At 66.5% G+C, this 18,191-nt stretch carries 12 protein-coding genes; all 12 read left to right on the top strand.

What is annotated here, in order from left to right; genetic code table 11:
* Positions 1–110 precede the first annotated feature (110 nt).
* The 12 genes from ABFD92_07225 to ABFD92_07170 all read left to right on the top strand — a co-directional run bounded on the left by ABFD92_07225 (position 111) and on the right by ABFD92_07170 (position 18,126).
* The gene (locus tag ABFD92_07225; protein MEN6504313.1) at positions 111–1,850 is read left to right on the top strand and encodes an acetylxylan esterase; all 1,740 of its coding nucleotides are present in this window, start codon (positions 111–113) and stop codon (positions 1,848–1,850) included.
* A gap of 178 nt (positions 1,851–2,028) precedes the next feature.
* Positions 2,029–4,344 carry a beta-L-arabinofuranosidase domain-containing protein gene (locus tag ABFD92_07220; protein ID MEN6504312.1) on the top strand — a complete coding sequence of 772 codons (2,316 nt, stop codon included), beginning with the start codon at positions 2,029–2,031 and terminating at the stop codon, positions 4,342–4,344.
* Between the two features lie 139 nt (positions 4,345–4,483).
* A complete protein-coding gene (locus ABFD92_07215; protein MEN6504311.1) occupies positions 4,484–5,281 on the top strand; it encodes a sugar phosphate isomerase/epimerase in 798 nt (265 codons plus the stop codon).
* A gap of 38 nt (positions 5,282–5,319) precedes the next feature.
* Positions 5,320–5,730 (top strand): GxxExxY protein, encoded by a 411-nt coding sequence (locus tag ABFD92_07210; GenBank protein MEN6504310.1) that lies wholly within the window; start codon positions 5,320–5,322, stop codon positions 5,728–5,730.
* 84 nt (positions 5,731–5,814) lie between these two features.
* A complete protein-coding gene (locus tag ABFD92_07205) occupies positions 5,815–7,212 on the top strand; it encodes a sulfatase (GenBank protein ID MEN6504309.1) in 1,398 nt (465 codons plus the stop codon).
* A 165-nt stretch (positions 7,213–7,377) separates the two neighbouring features.
* A complete protein-coding gene (locus ABFD92_07200) occupies positions 7,378–8,094 on the top strand; it encodes a sulfotransferase (protein ID MEN6504308.1) in 717 nt (238 codons plus the stop codon).
* A 144-nt stretch (positions 8,095–8,238) separates the two neighbouring features.
* Entirely contained in the window at positions 8,239–9,264 is a 1,026-nt protein-coding gene (locus tag ABFD92_07195) for a MoxR family ATPase (protein ID MEN6504307.1), read from the top strand.
* Positions 9,254–10,216 carry a DUF58 domain-containing protein gene (locus ABFD92_07190; protein MEN6504306.1) on the top strand — a complete coding sequence of 321 codons (963 nt, stop codon included), beginning with the start codon at positions 9,254–9,256 and terminating at the stop codon, positions 10,214–10,216. The genes ABFD92_07195 and ABFD92_07190 overlap by 11 nt, the downstream gene beginning before the upstream one ends.
* Before the next feature lie 21 nt (positions 10,217–10,237).
* Positions 10,238–12,364, top strand: a complete 2,127-nt coding sequence (locus tag ABFD92_07185) for a BatA and WFA domain-containing protein (GenBank protein MEN6504305.1) — start codon at positions 10,238–10,240, stop codon at positions 12,362–12,364.
* Positions 12,346–14,622, top strand: coding sequence for a hypothetical protein (locus ABFD92_07180; protein MEN6504304.1), 2,277 nt, complete (start codon positions 12,346–12,348; stop codon positions 14,620–14,622). The genes ABFD92_07185 and ABFD92_07180 overlap by 19 nt, the downstream gene beginning before the upstream one ends.
* A complete protein-coding gene (locus tag ABFD92_07175) occupies positions 14,619–17,411 on the top strand; it encodes a hypothetical protein (GenBank protein ID MEN6504303.1) in 2,793 nt (930 codons plus the stop codon). The genes ABFD92_07180 and ABFD92_07175 overlap by 4 nt, the downstream gene beginning before the upstream one ends.
* A 10-nt stretch (positions 17,412–17,421) precedes the next feature.
* Positions 17,422–18,126, top strand: a complete 705-nt coding sequence (locus ABFD92_07170) for a DUF4159 domain-containing protein (protein ID MEN6504302.1) — start codon at positions 17,422–17,424, stop codon at positions 18,124–18,126.
* The last annotated feature ends 65 nt before the right edge of the window (positions 18,127–18,191 follow it).

Raw genomic sequence — 18,191 nt, 5'->3', positions numbered from 1 at the left:
AACCCGCGCCCGCACGCCTGGCAGCGAGCCCGCACGTTACGGCTGGCGGACAGGTCTTGGACCTTGACCACGGCCGGGCGGCGTGGTTGTATCTGGCGCAGGAGTTCGTCATGAAACGCAAGAAGACAAACGATGCCAAGCCGCATGCGGCGGATCTGAGAAATCTTTCCCCTGCGGGTGTGTGGGCGGGGTATGACCCGCGCGCCGAGGCGCTCGATGAAGAAGTGCTGCGGCGCTGGACGCGCGGCGGCGTGGCGTATAAAGAGGTGCGGTTCACCGCCGAGACGCACCAGGGCCAGCCCGTGCGCGTGCTGGCGGTGTACGCCGCTCCCACCGGCGGGCGAAAGCTGCCCGGCATGCTGCACGTTCATGGCGGCGGTCAGACGGTTGATCCGGCGTGGCTGGCGTTCTGGACGCGGCGCGGGTATGCAGCCCTGACGTTCGACTGGGGCGGGCAGCGCGAGGGGCGCGAGAAATACACGCAGTGGGGCGCCCTGGCGCAGGGCAACCACGTCACGTTCAACGGATTCAGCACCCTGCCGCGCCCGCAGGACAACTCCTGGTACCATTGGACGCTGGTGTGCCGCCGGGCCCTGACGTATCTCGAACGCCAGAGCGAGGTCGACCCCCGCCGCCTGGGGGCGTTCGGCATCTCGATGGGCGGCACGCTGATGTGGAACCTGGCGGTGGATGAGCGCCTCAAGGCCGGCTGCGCGATCTACGGCGCGGGCTGGAACACCGTCCGCGACGTTCCGCGTTACGGACCTGACAGCGGCAAGCACGCCCCACCCGAGCACGAGGCCCGCTGGCTGGCGACGCTGGCCCCGCAGAGCTGCGCGCCGCTGGTGCGGTTCCCGATGCTCTTCCTCAGCGCCACCAACGACGTGCATGGCAACATGGACCGCGCGTGGGACACGCTCAACGCCATCCCGCCAGGCGTTCCGCGCTGCGCCGCCTTCACGCCGCGGTTCAATCATCACGTCTTCACCCCGCAGGCCCGGTCCCTGCCGCTGTGGATGGACACGTTCCTCAAAGGACGCCCGCGCTGGCCCAGGCAGCCCCAGGCCGGGTTCACTCTGGCGGCCGACAAGTCGCCGCTGTTCCAGGTTCTCCCCGACCGCCCGGCCGACGTCCGCCGGGTGGAGATGCTCTACGCCGTGGCAAACCTCTGGCCATTCAACCGCCATTGGCGCGACGTGCGGGCTGTCCGGCGCGGCAAGGTCTGGCAGGCGGCCACGCCTGTGCTGGACGCCGGCGAGTATCTCTTCGCCTTCGCCAACATCTACTATCGCAACGGCGCCTGCATTTCGACGCCGCTGGCGGCAGTTGTGCCTTCGCAGATCGGCGCAGCGGCCACTGACTCACCCAGCAGGCAGATCCACGACGGCCGCCTCGGGTTCGACGGGTTCATGGAGTATTGCCGCAGCACCGAGCCGCGGCCGCCGTTCAAGTCCTACGCGATCCTCTCGCGCGGGCCGCAGGGCCGGCGCGGGATCGGCATCCGCCCCGGGGCATGCACGATCACGTACAAGATCGGCGACCCGAAATGGCACGCTCCGGCCGGGGCGGTGCTGGCGTTCGACGTGGCCACGCCGGCCGACGAAGAACTCAGCATGATCCTGAGAATCAGCAAAGGTCCCGGCGGCACGGAAGACTACGCCGCCATCGCCAAGGCCGAAGGCTCGCGCGCCTGGCGAACCGTCCGCCTGGCTTCGAACGATTTCAAGCATCGCAAGACGAATGAAACGCTGGCCGCCCTGGCGGCCGCCGACATGCTCGAAGTCCGCCGCCCCGGCGGCGACGCGAGCACGGGCAAGATGCTGATCGTGACGAACTTCCGCTGGGAATAAGTAGCATGGGCGTCCCGCCCATGAGTAGCACGGGCATCTTGCCCGTGGTCTTCGCCACGATCAGGGACATGGCGGCTGGAACAACGGCCGCCATGGCACCCGGGGAGCATGGGCGGGACGCCCATGCTACTGGCGCGGTCTTGACTAGCGGCGGTGATCGGGGGAATATCTCCGGCCTATGAGTACACACGAAAAGCCTGCGCTGCAACTGGAACGGTTCTCCCTCGCCGACGTGCGGCTGCTGCCTTCTCGCTGGGCCGACGCGCAGGAGGCGATGCATCGATACATGCGGTTGGAGGATCTGCCGCGGCGGCTCATGCGGCAGTTCTACCTGATCTCGAACATCGACGAGAATCCCATCGAGCCCCTGGGCGGTCCGGAAAAGCCCGACCTGTACGGCTATCGTGGCGACTTCGTCGGGCACTTTCTCTCGGCGTCGGCGTTCATGGCCGCGGCCACGGGCGACGCCGACCTCGACGAGCGCGCCGCGTGGATGGTTGGCGAACTGGACCGGTGCCAGCAGGCCTTGGGCGGCGGGTTTGTGGCGGGCTTTCCCGAGACGCGGCTCGATGCGGCTGAGCGAGGCATGTTCGTCCGCGTGCCGTACTACGTCATGCACAAGACGATGGCGGGCCTCTACGACCAGCACACCCTGCGCGGCAACGCCCAGGCCCTGACAGTGCTGACGCGCCTGGCCGACTACATCCTGGGTCGCATCCGCCGCGTCGGCGACGAGCACTGGCGCAACATCGTGCTGCCCATCGAGTATGGCGGCATGCTCGAATGCTGTTGCGATATCTACGCCTTGACCGGCAAGGCCGAGCACCTCGAGCTGGCGATGAAGTTTGACGAGCGCGACTTCTTCGACCCGATCTCGCGCGGCGAGGACAACCTCTCCCACCGCCACGCCAACACGACGATCCCCAAGGTCGTCGGGGCGGCCCGGGCGTATCTGCTCACGGGCGAAAAGCGATGGCTCGACGTGGCGCAGAACTTCTGGCAGCTCTTCACCAGCCGCCGGATGTACTGCACCGGCGGCAGCGACCACAGCGAGCTCTGGCACGATCCGGCGATGATGCCGCTGTCGCTCTCGCCGGTCAATCACGAGTTCTGCTGCGTGCATAACCTGATCAAGCTGGCGAGCTATCTGCTGTCGGTCACGGGCGAGCGTTGCTACAGCGACTACATCGAGCGGGCGATGGTCAACACGGTTCTGGGAACCCTCGATCCGCGCGACGGAATGATTCGCGGCAACATGCTGGCCATGAGCGCCGGCGTGCGAAAGAACCACTCCACGCCGTACGATTCGTTCTGGTGCTGCTGCGGCACGGGCATGGAAACCGCCGGATCGCTGGGGCAGGATATCTTCTGGCACGATAATTCAAACCAGACCCTGGCCGTCGAGCAGTTCATCCCGGCGCGGCTGGAGTGGAAGCATCGCGACGTGACGATCGAGCAGCACACGCCCATGCCCGACGCCGCCCGAACGCGCCTGACTGTGCGATGCCCCTCGCCGCAGAAGTTCACCCTGCAACTTCGCCTGCCGCACTGGGCACGCGGGGCGCAGGTAAGGCTCAATGGAAGCATCAGGGACATGGCGGCTGAGAAACCACGGCACCCGGAATCAGGATCGGGCGCGTTCACGCTGGAAAGAACCTGGGCTGACGGCGACGTTGTCGAGCTTGAGGCGTCAATGAGCCTCTCGACGGAACCGCTTATCGGCGACGACCTGGTGCGGGCGGTCCTGTGCGGACCGGTGGTGCTGGCCGGCGTCGTGCGCCAGGACCGCTTCGTACACCCGGCGGCCGACGACGACTGCCCGCCGGCGCCGACGGGTGGCGGGGCGGTCGAGGACTGGTATCTGACCGCCGACGCGGCGAGCATCGAGAACTGGTTGCGTCCGGCAGGGGAGACGTCGCTCAATCTCCGCACCAGCGGGATCAACCAGGATCTGATGTTTACGCCGATCAACCGCGTGCTGGACGAACCATACGGAGTCTACTGGCCGATGCTGGCGGAGGGGTCGCGGCGGCTGGCCGATCTGCGGGCGCGGCACGAGCAGGCGTGGCAGCGGTATCGCACGCGCGGCGTCGACCGCGTCGTCATCGGCGACGAGGCCTCCGAGACCGCCCACCACTACGAGGGCAAGAGCGATCTGGCCTGGCACGCCGGCTGGGCCAACCGCACGGGCATCGGTGGCGAGGGCGGAGCGTTCGCGTACACGATGAAGGTCTCGCCCGAGGCGCCGATGGCCGTGCTGGCGTACTGCTTCCAAGGCCAGGGGCGCGGCTTCGAGGTGCGCGTCGACGGCACGGCGGTTGGGTCGGTCGGCATCGGCCGCACGCCGCCGTGCGTGTTCCAGGAACATGAGTTCGCGATCCCGCCGGAGTTGACGGCCGGCAAGACGCAGGTGCGCGTGTCGTTTCACGCCAATGACGAACCCAAAGGATATGTCGGCCCCGTGTACGGCTTGGCCGTCGTTCGTTGCGCGTAGCTGCATGTCAAGATGATCGCGACGGGCCAAAAACAGAAATGTGGCAGCGATAGCGAGGGCTGAATTTCTTGACTTTGCCGCGCCGCGCTGATAACCATTCCCTCTCGTTCCCTCACGAAAAACGGCAGGAGAAACTGACATGAAACTGGGCGTGAATTCGGTTCTGTTCGGCGGCTATGACATGGAAACCGCCTTCAAGTACACCAAGGCCGCCGGGTACGACGGCATCGAGATTTCGGCCATCGGCGGCATGAGCGAGCACCTGGTGCTCGACCGCTGGCGCGAGTGTGCGGTGCAGATCAAGAACCTGGCCAAGCAGTATGAGTTGGAACTGCTGGGGATGGAGCAGCCCAGCCAGGACCCCGCCGCCATGGAAGCGGCCATGCAAGCCGCCGTCGAGGCGGGCATTCCGATCATCAACTGCGGTCCCGGCGGCAAGAGCGATGATGAAGCGGCCTTCCAGCAGGTGCTCGAGTCGTTGGGCAACCTGGCCCGCCGAGCGGAGCACTACGGGGTGACGCTGTGCGTCAAGGCGCACGTCGGCGGGTCGGTCTACAACACGCCCACGTCGCTGCGGCTGTTGCAGGCGATCACTTCGCCGGCGTTCGGTCTGGACATGGACCCCAGCCACATTCACCGCGCGGGCGAGAATCCCGTCGAGGCCGTGGCGGCTGTCGTGTCGCGCATCAAACACGTTCACATTCGCGACTGCAAAGGCCGCCAGGGCAGCCCGGGCAAGCCCGAGGACCAGGCCAACGGCCGCGGCGACATCGACCTGCTGGGCTACATCCGCGTGCTGCACGAGAACGGCTACACCGGTGCGCTGGACCTGGAGATCATCGGCGCCAAGGACTACCAACTGCCCAACTGCTGCATCATCGCCGCCGAGTCCCGCGGCCACATGCAAGCCTGTCTTCAGGCTTGCGGCGCCCGGTAAGATTTCACCGCGGAGATCGCAGAGACCGCAGAGAAAGCATGGGAGTTGAGAGAGAAATTACGGCGGGATATCTGAATCAGATAACGAAGCAGATTATCGGTGCTGCGATCGATGTGCATCGTGCTTTAGGTCCGGGCCTGCTGGAATCGGCTTATGAAGCGTGTCTGGCATATGAGCTGATCCAGCGAGGGCTGAAAATTGAGCGGCAGCAGGAATTGCCTGTTGTCTATAAGAGCGTGAAGGTTGACTGTGGGTATCGAATTGATTTGCTGGTGGAGGGTGTGGTGGTAGTTGAGCTAAAGGCGATCGACGGCATCGCGCCTATTCATAAAGCCCAACTTCTGTCGTATCTGAAGCTGTCCCGGTGCCGTGCCGGCTTGTTGATTAACTTTAATGTTGCGATGCTCCAGGACGGAGTGACAAGAGTTGTAAACAATCTGAAGGAATAACTGCCGTGTGGCAATAGTGGACAGGCGTTCCACTAAGAACTAAAACAAAAACTCTGCGGTCTCTGCGATCTCTGCGGTGAAACTATGGCACAGAAAAAACCCAACCTGATCTTTATCGGAATCGACTCGCTCCGGCGCGATCATATGAGCTTGTACGGCTACAAGCATCAGACGACGCCGCACATGAGCCGCTTTGCCGAGGGTGGCACGGTGTTCGAGAACTGCTTCTCGCCGCACGTGCCGACGACCTCGGGCTACGGCAGCATGTTCACCGGGCGCGACTGCTTCGGGAACAACATCGTGGCCCTGCGGCACAAGGGCGATATCGCCGAGGGCGTGCCGACGCTGGCCGAAGTGCTCAACAACGAAGGCTACAACACCACCTCGGTGGGCTTCCGCAACACGGCCGCCCGCGGGTTCCAGAACTACATCGACTTCTCCGGCTGGGGCCCGGACCCCAACCGCGGCGACGGGCGCAGCCACAAGGCCGAAAACGCCAACGACGCGTGCCTGCCGGAACTGCGGCGCCTGGCCAAAGAAGACAAGCCCTTCTACATGCTGGTGCGGCACATGGACCCGCACTCGCCGTACCTGCCCCCGGCCCCGTTCGACCGGATGTTCTATAACAACGCCGACATGTGCGACCCGGCCAACAAGTCCATGGACCCGGTCTTCACGTTCAAGCCCTTCTGCGACTACCTGGCCAGTTGGATGCCTCCGGGCCTGACCGACAAGGACTACGTGCTCGCCCAGTATGACGGCGCGGTGGCCTACATGGACGCCTGCATCCAGCGCATCTTCGCTGAGATCACCGCCCTGGGCCTGGACGAGAACACGCTGGTGGTCATCGACTCCGACCACGGCGAGACGCTCTACGACCACGACTGCTACTTCGATCATCACGGCATCTACGATCCGACGCTGGTGGTGCCGCTGGTGTTTCGCATGCCCGGGCGCGTGCCTGCCGGCAAGCGCATCGGCACCAATTGCCTGCTGCAGGACGTCATGCCGACGGTGCTGGACATCCTGGGCGTCAAGAACTCGATCCAGTTCGACGGCCAGAGCCTCGTCGGCGAGATGAACGGCCAGACGCGAGTCGGGGCCACTGAGTTCTACATCACCGAATGCACCTGGATGCGCAAGCACGGCTGGCGCACGCCGCAGTGGAAGTACATCCACGCCCTGGAGCCGGACTTCCACTTCAAGCCCGAGATCGAGCTGTACAACCTGATCGACGATCCGGACGAGAACAACAACATCGCCGAGAAAGAGCCGGCCGTCGTGGCGCTGCTGGAGGCGCGGATGCAGGCGTGGATCGCCAAGCGCGAGAAAGAAACCGGCCGCACCAACCCGATGTACACCCAGGGCGACTGGTCCGGTTGCGGCGCGCCGTTCAAGACCAGCCAGCAGGCCTACGATTCGCTGCACATCGGCGACGTGGGCACCGCTCAGAAGCTCCAGGCCCGCGCGCCGAAGGCGTAACAGCGGAAGATTCACCGCGGAGGTCGCAGAGGACGCAGAGAACGAGAGTGAATAGGAATGGACTGGGACTAAGAGCCTTATTCCATTGTTCCGTCTTTCACTCCTTCCTCTCCGCGGTCTCTGCGAACTCTGCGGTGAAATGTTTTTGAAGAAGGACGCTTCATCATGATGGTTACCGTGATCGGGCGCGGGCATGGGGGGACTCGGGCGATGTCGCATACGCTTTCGGCCAGCGGCGTGTACATGGGCGGGCAGCTTAATGGCTCGGGGGACTTGATCCCGCCGGGCGACATGTACGACGCCTGCCGCGTGCTGGGCAAGTACGTCAAGTGGACCGGCGACCTGACGTGGGACTGGTCGGCGCTGCACGAGGGACCCATCGACGGCGACTTCAAGCGGCTGATCGAGAGCTTTCTGGTGACGGTGCTGGAAAGCCGCCAGGAGAACCGCGGCTGGAAGATTCCCGAGACGACGCTGGCGTATCCGTGGATCCGGCGGATGTTTCCGGACATGAAGTACATTTTCTGGATCCGCGACCCGCGCGACAGCATTCTCTCGCACCACGTGACCGACGACCTGCGAGTGTTCAATATTCAATACCCGCCCACCGACGACGTGCGACGCATGCGGGCGATAAGTTGGAAGTACCAGAACGACCTCATCCGCGCCACCCCGCGCCCCAGGCACTGGATCAAGGTCCGCTTCGAGGACTTCATCCTCGACCAGGACGCCACCCTCAAACGCCTCGAAGCGTTCCTGGGCATCCCGCTGGCGAAGATCCCCGTCCGCCCGGACAGCGTCGGGCGCTGGAAGAGCGATACCGAAAACCACTGGTTCGATTTTCTCGCCCCGGCGATGGATGAACACGGCTATCAGAGATAGTCGGTCGAAATCGCAAATCAAAATACAGGCCATTGACCCCTCGATCGGCCGGGGGTAGACTCGTTCGCCATAGTCGCATGGGGTTGCGGCCACCGGGGCATCGCGCTTCACGTGCGGCAGGATGGTCTTTTTGGGGTATTGTCTATGTCGCAATTGCCGCCTCAGATCCACGACGACGACCTGTCACTGCTCCGAGCGGCCTCCGAAGGCTACGCCAAGCTCAAGTCCGAGATCGGCAAGGTGATCATCGGTCAGGAGCGGATCGTCCGGCAGTTGCTGGCGGCGATCTTCTGCCAGGGGCACACGCTGATCGTGGGTGTTCCGGGCCTGGCCAAGACGCTGCTGGTCAAGACCCTGGCCCAGGCGCTGGACTGGAGCTTCAAGCGCATCCAGTTCACGCCGGACATGATGCCCGCCGACATCACCGGAATGGAACTGCTTCAGGAAGAGCACGCCGGCGGGCCTAGAAACTGGCAGTTCCTGCGCGGGCCGGTCTTCGCCAACATCATTCTGGCCGACGAGATCAACCGCACGCCGCCCAAAACGCAGTCGGCGCTGCTGGAGGCCATGCAGGAATACACCGTCACGTCGATGGGCAAAACGCACCACCTCGAACGCCCCTTCATCGTGGTGGCCACGCAGAACCCCATCGAGCAGGAAGGCACGTACCCGCTGCCCGAGGCGCAGCTCGACCGGTTCATGTTCAGCCTGTGGATCGACTACCCCACGATGGACGAAGAAGAGCGCATCGTCCTGCAGACGACCGAACCGCAGAACCATCGCGTCGAGCCGGTCTTCACGCGGGAGCAGATGGCGGCGTTTCAGGACCTCACGACCCGCATGCCCGTCTCACGCCACGTGGTCAATTACGCGGTGCTGCTGGCGCGGTCGAGCCGGCCCACCAGCGGCATCGCCGGCGACTACGTCACGCGCTACGTCGAATGGGGCGCCGGGCCGCGCGCCAGCCAGTACATGATCCTCGCGGCCAAGGCGCTGGCCGTGCTGGACGGCGAACCGACGGTCTCGGTCAATCACGTCCAGCAGGTGGCGCCGTTCATCCTGCGTCATCGCGTGCTGCCCAACTATGCCGCCACGGGCGAGGGCGTCACGGCAATGCAGATCGTGGAGAAGGTCATCGCCGGCGTCGGGGAACCGGACTATGCCTCCTAGTCGCCAGCCCGGCAACGAAACCGCCCCCGCGCCCGACACGGGGCAGCGGGGCGGCAGCATCAACAGCAAGTACCTTCGCATGGGCGACCTGTACTGGCTGAGGAACCTGTTTTTCTCCAGCCGCCGCGCGGTCGAAGGGCAATACGCCGGCCGCCACGCCTCGTCGGCGCGCGGGCACAGCGTCGAGTTCAACGACTATCGCCAGTACATGCCCGGCGACGAGATCGGCGACGTCGACTGGAAGATCTATGCCCGCAGCGACAAGCTGTTCATCAAGCTCTTCGAGCATCAGTCGGACATGACCGTCAACCTGCTCGTCGACGCGTCGGCGTCGATGGCGTACAGCGGTCTAAACGGCGGGGTCAGCAAGTACGACCATGCCTGCCAGATGGCCGCGGCAATCGCGTTCCTGACCACCAAGCAGACCGACAAAGTCTCCTTCGGCGTCGCGCAGGAAGGGCTCAAGGGCTTCCTGCCGCCGTACGGATCGTTCGGGCACTTCTGCAACATCCTGCGCGTGATGGAAGAGCAGCGCCCCGCCGGGCAGGCCCGCCTGGCCGAGGCGCTCAAGAAGACCGCCACGCTGATTTCCCGCCGCGGGCTGCTGATTCTCTTCAGCGACCTGCTGGACGACAACGAGGCCATCCTCGACGCCCTGAACATCTTTTCGCATCGCGGCAGCGAGGTCATCCTCTTTCACGTGCTGCACACCGACGAACTGACGCTGCCGGATCTGAACGAGGCGCTGTTCGTCGACAGCGAATCGGCGCGACGCCTGCCCGTCAACGTCGGCGACCTGCGGGAAGCCTACCGGCGGCGGATCGACGAGTTCCTGGAAACGTGGTCGGCCACCAGCAAGCGACGGGGCATCGACTACAAGATGGTCTCCACGGCTGTGAACTATTGCGACGCGCTGGAGCAGTACCTCTTCCAGCGCGCCAGCATGGCCTGACGTTGGCGAGGATATGTGCGTATGACAGGATTGGCCGTCATTTCGCTGGTGGCCCCGGCAATGCTGGGCGCGGCGGCGCTGCTGGCGCTGCCGATCGCGGCGCATCTGATCAGCCGCCGCACCCGCCGCGTGCTGGTCTTCCCCACGGTGCGGCTGCTGGAGCACTCCACCGCCCGCACGTCGTGGCTGTACCGCATCCGCCGCTGGATCGTCCTGGTGCTGCGCTGCCTGACGGTGCTGATGGTGGTCCTGGCGTTCTGCCAGCCGGTCTGGACGGACGACACCGCCGCCGCCTCGCCCGACAGCGGCGCCGCCGTCGTGCTGCTGCTGGACACCAGCGCCTCGATGGCCCAGCACACCGGCGGGGTGGGACTCACCCAGGCGATGCAGGCCCTGGCCGAACGGGCGCTGGACTCTCTGACCAACGGGCTTGACCGCGTGGGCGTCGTCTACGCCAGCGCGCAGCCGCAGTCGGCGTTTCCGCAACTGAGCAATAATCTCGACGCCATCCGCCAGGAGCTCCAGCGCATCAAGCCCACCAGCCACCGCGCGGACTTTCCGCGAGCGGTCACCCTGGCGGCCAAGCTGCTGGGCGAGCACCAGGGGCAGCGCCGCCTGGTGGTCATCTCCGACCTGCAGCGCAGCAACTGGTCCGACGTCAGCTTCCGAGGCGCCACCGCTTTGCCCGCCGGAACGATCGTGACCATCCTGCCCGTCGGCGCCGAGGGCAACGCCAACGTCTGCCTCTCACAGCCGCGATGCCTGCCCGCCCAGCCCATCGCCAACCAGCCCCTGGACCTGATCGTCCACGCGGCCAACGACTCCCCGCAGCCGCGGACCGTCGCCGTCGAGGTCACCCTCGACGGGCACAAGATCGGCGCCGTCTCGGCGGCCCTGGGCGCCTGGGGCGGCAGCGAAGTGACCTTGCGCACGAAGGCGGCGGCCGTCGGCGCCCATCGCGTGGTCTTCTCCACGGCGCCGGACACCCTGGCGGCCGACAACGCGGCCTGCCTGACGGTCAACGTGGTGCGGCGCGTCCCGGTGGTGGTCGTGGGCGACGATAACCCGGACCAGCCCGGTTCGAGCACGTACTTCATTATTCGCGCCCTGGCGCCTCGCGGCGACGAGGGTGACGACCTGGAGGTGCGGCACCTGACCAGCGCGGACCTGACCTATGCCCGCATCGCCGAGACGCAGGCCGTCTTCGTCGCGCAGGTCGGCGCCTTGCCGCCGGCGGCCTTGAATGCCCTGTACATCTACGCCAACCAGGGCGGGGGCGTGGCGATGTTCTGCGGCGAAGGCCCGGCGGTAGAGAACCTCACGGCTTTGGCCGGAGCGGCGATCGGTGTGGAGGTTCTGCCCTGGACGCCCAAGCCGCACCCCTGGCAGGGTTCGGCCGGGTCGTTCCTGCAGATCACGCGCGGGCAGTGGGACTCGCCCCTGCTGAGCGACTTCGACGCCCAAAGCCAGGCTGCTCTCAAGCAGGTTCGGTTCAGCCGCTTCATCGCCGCGGGGCTGCACCGCCCCGGCGCGCAGACGCTGCTGCAGTACAGCGACGGCACGCCGGCGCTGTCGACGGCGACCGTCGGGTCCGGCACGCTGGCGGTGTGCAATTTCAACCCGTCCCTGACCTGCAGCGACCTGGGCAAGTACGGCGGGTTCGTCGCCCTGATGCAGAGCCTCTTCACGCACCTTCGCCCGCGCCACAGCCGCGCCTCGCAGACCCTCGCCGGCGAGGCGCTGACGTGCCCGATCGCCGCCGGCAACGCCGGCGCGGGAAATCGCATCGCTGTCATCGGACCCGATGGACGCCCCTGCGCCGCCGAGGCCCTCGAACAGGCCGACCGGCTGCTCGTGCGCCTTGACCGCGCCGACCTGCCGGGATTCTACGACATCCGCCGAAACGACGCCCCGGCGGCAGTGGCGGCGGTCAACCTCGACGCCCGCGAAGGCGACCTGCGCCGCAGCGACCCGCGCAGCCTTGCCGAACACCTTGCCGGCGCGGGGGTCGCCGTCACCGTGCGATCTGCCGATGACGAGGGTCCGGCCTTTCGCGTGCGAGGCCGCCCGCTTTGGTACTGGTTCGTGCTGGCCGGCATGTTCAGCGTGGCTTTGGAGCTCGCCCTGCTATGCTTGTGGAAACAATAACATTCCTGCCCGCGGCCGTGGTGTGGCAGCCGGTCATATCGCCGATGCACATCTTCGGCGCCGCGACGGTGCTGGCGGCGCTGGCGATCGTGGCGTACGCGCGGTCGATGTCCGCCCGCCCCAAGGTCAGCGCGGCCCTGCTGGCGATGCGGCTGATCGTCATCGCCGCCCTGGCGGCCCTGTTGATGGGCCCCAGCGGATCGGCCGCCAGCTCGCCTCGCCAGGTCAAGGGCCAACTGCACGTCCTGGTGGACACGTCGCAGTCGATGCTCACCGGCGACTGCCCCGGCGGCGTCAGCCGCATGAAGTATCTCGCCCGGAACTGGCTGAGCCCGCGGCGCCTGGCCGAACTGGGCGAACACTACAACGTCACGCTGATGGGGTTCGATGAATCGCTGCATCCGCTGGCCGCTGCGCCCGGCGGCGACGGCGAGGGCCTGGCGATGGGGCGCAGCTCGCGAATCGCCGACTGCGTCGCCTCGGCCGTCGGGGCCGTCAACGCCGACGGCGGGCAGTCGGCGGTGCTGGTCCTCAGCGACGGTCACGACAGCGATCGGGCGCCGATGCAGCCGGTGGCGCTGCTGGCCAAAGCGCGCGGCGTGCCTGTCCATAGCGTCTGCCTCGGCGGCGCCACCGCTGCGTGCGACCTGCTGCTGCAGGCGCACGCCCAGCAGCAGTTCCTGCTGGCCGGCGAGACGGCGTATATCGAAGCCACCGTACACCAGTCGGGGCTCGAAAACACCCGCACAAAACTGCACATGCAGTGCGGCAAGGAGAGCGTGGATCGCGAGATTGTCTTCGACGGCAAAGACCGCCAGACGCTTCGCCTGGGCGTTCGCCAGGAGCAGGGCGGTCTGTACGAGTACACCCTGCGCGTGGACCCGGTGGCGGGCGAAACCGAGACCGGCAACAACGCCCAGACCCTCTTTCTCGAAGTGACCCGCCAGCAGATCAAGGTGCTGCTGATCGAGGGCGAACCCTCGTGGGACACCAAGTTCATCGGCCAGTCGCTGCGCAAGGACGCCCGCGTGGCCCTGACGCAGATCATCCAGCTTACCGGGCAGAAGAAGCAGTCCATCGTCAGCCGCGCCGGCGCCGCGTCGGTCAAGTTGCCCGCCACCGTTGAGGAGTTCGCCGCTTACGACGTAATCGTTCTGGGGCGAGGGCTGGAGAATATCCTCGACCGCAACGCCGCGGCCATGCTCGGCCGGTTCGTCGCCGACCACGGCGGGCAGATCATCTTCGCCCGCAGCCGCGCGTATGAAACCGACACCGCGGCCGGTCGGCAGATGGGTCGCGACCTGGCGGTGCTGGAACCGGTCGTCTGGGGCAGTGGGATGCTGCACGACTTGCCCTTGCAGTTGACGCCGGCCGGTCAGGCGGCCCCGTGCTTTGCCTTCGAGTCTGCCACGGCGAACGTTGCCCAGACGGTGCTGGAGCTGCCGGGCTTTTCGGTCATGCCCGCCATCGCCCGCGAGAAAGCCTCGACCGTCGTGCTGGCGCGGGCGCTGCTGCCGGGGCAGGCTCGCCAGACCGCCGCCGCGCAGGGCATGCCCGCGCTGGTGTACATGCACTACGGGCGCGGGCGCGTCGCGGCGGTGCTGGGCGAGGGGTTGTGGCGGTGGGGCATCCTGCCGCCGGAGCTGTCGCGATACGACGGCCTGTATGACATTTTCTGGTCGAACATGATCCGCTGGTTGGCGCTGGACAGCGACTTTCTGCCTGGTCAGGACGCGGCGTTGAAGTTCGCCCGCTCGAGCCTGCGCCTGGGCGACCCGATGGTCGTGGACGTTTCATGCAAGCAGGCGCCGCAGGGCGGGTTCCGCCCGACCGTGACGTGGATCGCCCCCGACGGCGTCGAGCAGGCCCTGGCGCTGCGACAGGCCGGCGGGCTGGAGACCCGCCTGCAGACCACGCTCACGCCCGCCGCCGCCGGAATCCATCGCATCGTGATGGACTGCCCTCAGATCCAGCCTCCCCGCATCGAACGCAAGTTCGGCGTCTACGACGTCAATCTCGAACGCCTTCGCAGCTCGGCGGACCCCGAGGCCCTGCGCACGCTCTCGGAGCAGTCCGGCGGGGCGTTCTTCACTCCTTCCCAGGGCGACGAACTGGTGCCGCAGATGATCCGGCTCAGCGCCCAGCGCCAGATCCCGCAGCGCGCGGGGTACATCTGGGACAAGGCCCTGGTCCTGGTGCTGCTGCTGCTCTGGGCGGGGGCGGAATGGCTGGCCAGAAAGCGAGCGGGGCTGCTATGAACGCCAACGTGCTCCAGACAACCATTCGCCGCGCCGGGCGCGCCACGCTGGCAGCCGAAGTGCTGGGCGCCTTCGCGCGAACGATCGCTCTCATCGGCGCCTGCCTGCTGGTGGCGGTAGGCCTGGACGTTGCGATGGCGCTGGACGCCTGGGCCTTGATCGTGGTCGACGCGGCTGCGGCAGGGCTGGTCCTGGGCGCGGGGGTGTACCTGGCGTGGGTGGCCTATCGCAACCGTCACCAGCCGCGGAGGCTGGCCCGCCTGATCGAGCGCGTGCTGGGCATCAAGGACAACGCCCTGATCAACGCCGTCGACCTGGCCGAACAGGGCGGCCGCGCCACCAGCCAGTCGCTGCGGCAGGCGGGCATCGCACGCGGCGAGGCGACGGCCGCTACCGTCGCGCCGAGACGGGTGATCGACATCCGCCGCTTGCGCAAGGCCCTGGCGATCGCCGCGGCGGCGCTGCTGGCGATTGCGGCCGCGGCGACGATCGTGCCCGGCGCGTTTCGCGCCGCGGTGATCCGCTATGCCGATCCGCTGGGCGACCATCCGCCCTTCACGCTGGTGGCGTTCGACGTGACGGCCGAGCCGGCGAAGATCTACCTGGGCCACTCCGCTGTCATCCGCGCCGCGTTGAGCAGCCCGGTGGCGCTGCCCCAGCAGGCCGGCGTCGTCTTCGTCGACCCCCGCAGCGGCCGCCGACAGAACATCCCCATGCTTCGTGTCGCGGACGGGCAGTTCGTCCTGAACATCGAACGCGCCGAGGAAAGCGCCGACTTCTACGTCAGCACGCCGGCCGGCCGCAGTCGCCGGTACCGGATGGTCGTTCACGCCGTGCCGGGCTTCAAGCGAGTAGTGGTCGACTATGCTTTCCCCGCCTATACGCACTGGGCGCCCGCCAGTGCCGTCCAGGGCGAGAACACCCAGTGGCGGGCCATCAAGGGCACGCGCGCGACGATCACCGTCGAGTCGAACCTTCCCTTGCGCCAGGGGCTGCTGACGATCACGCCGCCGGGCAAGGGCTCGGCGTACGAGATCGTTCTCAAGCCCACCGCCAACCGCGCGATCGTGCGCGGCGACCTGGAGTTTGCCGCCTCGGCCCGCTACCGCCTGGCGATCACCAGCGCCGAGGGCGTCGAGGGCAACGAGACCGTGGAGGGAACCATCGCCTGCATCGCCGACGCCCCGCCGCAGGTGTCGTTCGCCAGCCCCGGCGGGATGGTCCTGGCGCCGGAGCACTGGAAGGTTCCCGTGGCGATCGTCGCACGCGACGACGTCGGCGTCGCCCGCATCCGCTTGGCCCGCAGCATCAACGGCTGGGGGCCCAGCGCCGTCGACCTGGGCCTGAAGGCCTCTCGACCGGATGAAGCCACCGCCGAAGCGGTCTTCGACCTGGGCGCCCTGGGCGCCCGCGGCGGCGACGTGATCACGTATTTCGCGACGGCGTACGACACGCATCCTTCTCCCGCGCAATTCTCCGAGACGCCCGTGCAGGTCATCCGCGTCATCACGCGCGAGGAATATCTCCAGCATGCCCGCCGTGCCCTGCAGATGGAAAAACTCCAGGGCGAGATCGACGAGTTCCTCAAACAGATGGAAGGCATCGAGGCCCAGCGCGACCAGCTCGCCCGCGACATCCAGGCCCTGCAGGACAAGATCGCCCAGGCGGGCAAGTGTACCCCCGAAGATCTGGAGAAACTCCGCCGCCTCAACGAAGAGCTGAAAGATTACGCCGCGGCGAACGAAGAACTCGTCCGCCGCATGCAGCAGCGCATCGACCGCCAGTCGGTCTACGATTTTGAAGACCAGATCAAGGCGGCCTTGGCTAAGGCCAAAGAGGACTTCGCCCGTCAAGGCGCCGCGGCGCGGGGCGTGGCGGCGCTTCCGCCCAAAGATCAGGCCGGCGCCGGCGAGTTCATGAAAAACGCGCTGGCCGCTCTCAAACGCCCCGAGGCGCCGCAGGTGGCCCTGACGGCAAAGCAACTGGACCTGATGCGTCAAGCCGACGAGATGGCCGGCCTGGTCGAGCAGATCTCGTCGGTGGCCCGACAGCAGCGAGATCTGGCTGACCGCCTGGCCCAGTTCAGCAACAAGGAGCAGCTCGACCCGACCGAGGAGATCCGCGCGCGGCGGATGGCCGCCGAGCAGACAGAGCTCCGCCGGCAGATGCTCCAGGCGATGGAGCAGCTCAAGGCCAAAGGCACGATGTCCCGCTTGTCGCTGCCGAAAATGTCGGCCAGCGTCCTCAAGCTGGTCCAGGAGATCGAAGGGCTGGATGTGGCCCAGAATCAGGCCGACGCCGCGCAGCTCGCCCAGGCCGCCCAGGGCCGCTATGCCTACCGCGAGGCCGATCAGGCGGCGATCAAGCTCGAATCGCTCATCAAGGAATGCTGTGACAATCCCACCGGCGACGCTTCGGACGATCTCGACGGCTCGCTGGGCTTGACGCGGCAGAAACTCTCGCAGGCGCTGCAGCAGCTTTCGCAGGGACGTTCCATACCCGGCATGAGCCAGGGCGGCAACGGCATGGGGTACCAGGGCTCGATGACGACCGTCACGCTGATGGGCCCGCACATGGGCAAGGGCAACCTCTCCGCCGGACGCCGCGGACTGGGGCAGGCAAAGACCGGACCGCCGGTCGCCGAACAGCCCTCCGGCGGCGCCGAGACGCTGGCCCCCGACGCCCGTACCGACCAGGACGCCAACGCCGCGGCCATGCCCGGCGTTCCGACGCGATTTCGTTCGCTGGCTGAACGCTACTTCCGCCGCCTGGCGGACGAGAGCAAGTAAGGAGCCGGTCATGATTCATCACAAGACGCTGGTGGCAGTGGTGGCGGCGGGGGCGGCGATGGCGCTGTGCGCGGCGCGCGTGCATTCACAGCGATCGGGCGCTGAATCGCCCGCCAGCGCGGACAGTCGCCAGGGCATCACGCAGTGCGCCAACCTTATCTATGGGCAGAACAAGAGCTCGGTGTGTTTCAGCGACGAGTTCCTCGCCCAGGCGCAGAAGGACACCACCATCTGCACCAACCGGAGGTTCTGCCCGGTGAAGCTCGACGACAACGAGCTGTTCGGGTACCCCTTCGCCGTGATGACCGGCGAGGGCAACTTCATCCTTACCGACGCCCAGCGAACGAACCTGCGCAGCTATCTCAAACGCGGCGGGTTCCTCGTCGCCTCGGCCGGCTGCAGCTCGCCGACGTGGGACGCCAGCTTCCGCGCCGAGATGCACATCATCTTTCCTGAGTTGAAATTGCAGAAGATCGATCTGTCGCACCCGATCTTTCACACCGTCTACGACATTGACGCCCTGGACAACAAGCGTTCCGCCGGGACGTATATCGAGGCCCTGGAGATCGACAAGAAGATCGTCATGGTCTACTCCAAGGACGGGCTCAACGACACCTCGGCGGCCGGACCGGGCTGCTGCTGTTGCGGCGGCAACGAGATCTACGTCGCCCGAAAGGTCAACGTGAACCTCCTGGCGTACGCCCTGACGCATTGAGCGGTGGCACAGGCTTTCCAGCCTGTGTCCCCGTAGCACAGGCTTTCCAGCCTGTGGTGAGATGA

This window comes from Planctomycetaceae bacterium (genome assembly GCA_039680605.1).
Taxonomy (GTDB): Bacteria; Planctomycetota; Phycisphaerae; order SM23-33; family SM23-33; genus JAJFUU01.
The sequence above is the reverse complement of the archived record's forward strand: the minus strand, read 5'-3'. Positions and strand labels throughout refer to the sequence as shown.

Excerpts from the sequence above, each read along its gene's own strand:
- ABFD92_07215 (MEN6504311.1), top strand. The coding sequence starts at position 4,484 with ATGAAACTGGGCGTGAATTCGGTTCTGTTCGGCGGCTATGACATGGAA.
- ABFD92_07180 (MEN6504304.1), top strand. The coding sequence starts at position 12,346 with ATGCTTGTGGAAACAATAACATTCCTGCCCGCGGCCGTGGTGTGGCAG.
- ABFD92_07200 (MEN6504308.1), top strand. The coding sequence starts at position 7,378 with ATGATGGTTACCGTGATCGGGCGCGGGCATGGGGGGACTCGGGCGATG.
- ABFD92_07175 (MEN6504303.1), top strand. The coding sequence starts at position 14,619 with ATGAACGCCAACGTGCTCCAGACAACCATTCGCCGCGCCGGGCGCGCC.
- ABFD92_07195 (MEN6504307.1), top strand. The coding sequence starts at position 8,239 with ATGTCGCAATTGCCGCCTCAGATCCACGACGACGACCTGTCACTGCTC.
- ABFD92_07210 (MEN6504310.1), top strand. The coding sequence starts at position 5,320 with ATGGGAGTTGAGAGAGAAATTACGGCGGGATATCTGAATCAGATAACG.
- ABFD92_07220 (MEN6504312.1), top strand. The coding sequence starts at position 2,029 with ATGAGTACACACGAAAAGCCTGCGCTGCAACTGGAACGGTTCTCCCTC.
- ABFD92_07225 (MEN6504313.1), top strand. The coding sequence starts at position 111 with ATGAAACGCAAGAAGACAAACGATGCCAAGCCGCATGCGGCGGATCTG.
- ABFD92_07205 (MEN6504309.1), top strand. The coding sequence starts at position 5,815 with ATGGCACAGAAAAAACCCAACCTGATCTTTATCGGAATCGACTCGCTC.
- ABFD92_07190 (MEN6504306.1), top strand. The coding sequence starts at position 9,254 with ATGCCTCCTAGTCGCCAGCCCGGCAACGAAACCGCCCCCGCGCCCGAC.
- ABFD92_07170 (MEN6504302.1), top strand. The coding sequence starts at position 17,422 with ATGATTCATCACAAGACGCTGGTGGCAGTGGTGGCGGCGGGGGCGGCG.
- ABFD92_07185 (MEN6504305.1), top strand. The coding sequence starts at position 10,238 with ATGACAGGATTGGCCGTCATTTCGCTGGTGGCCCCGGCAATGCTGGGC.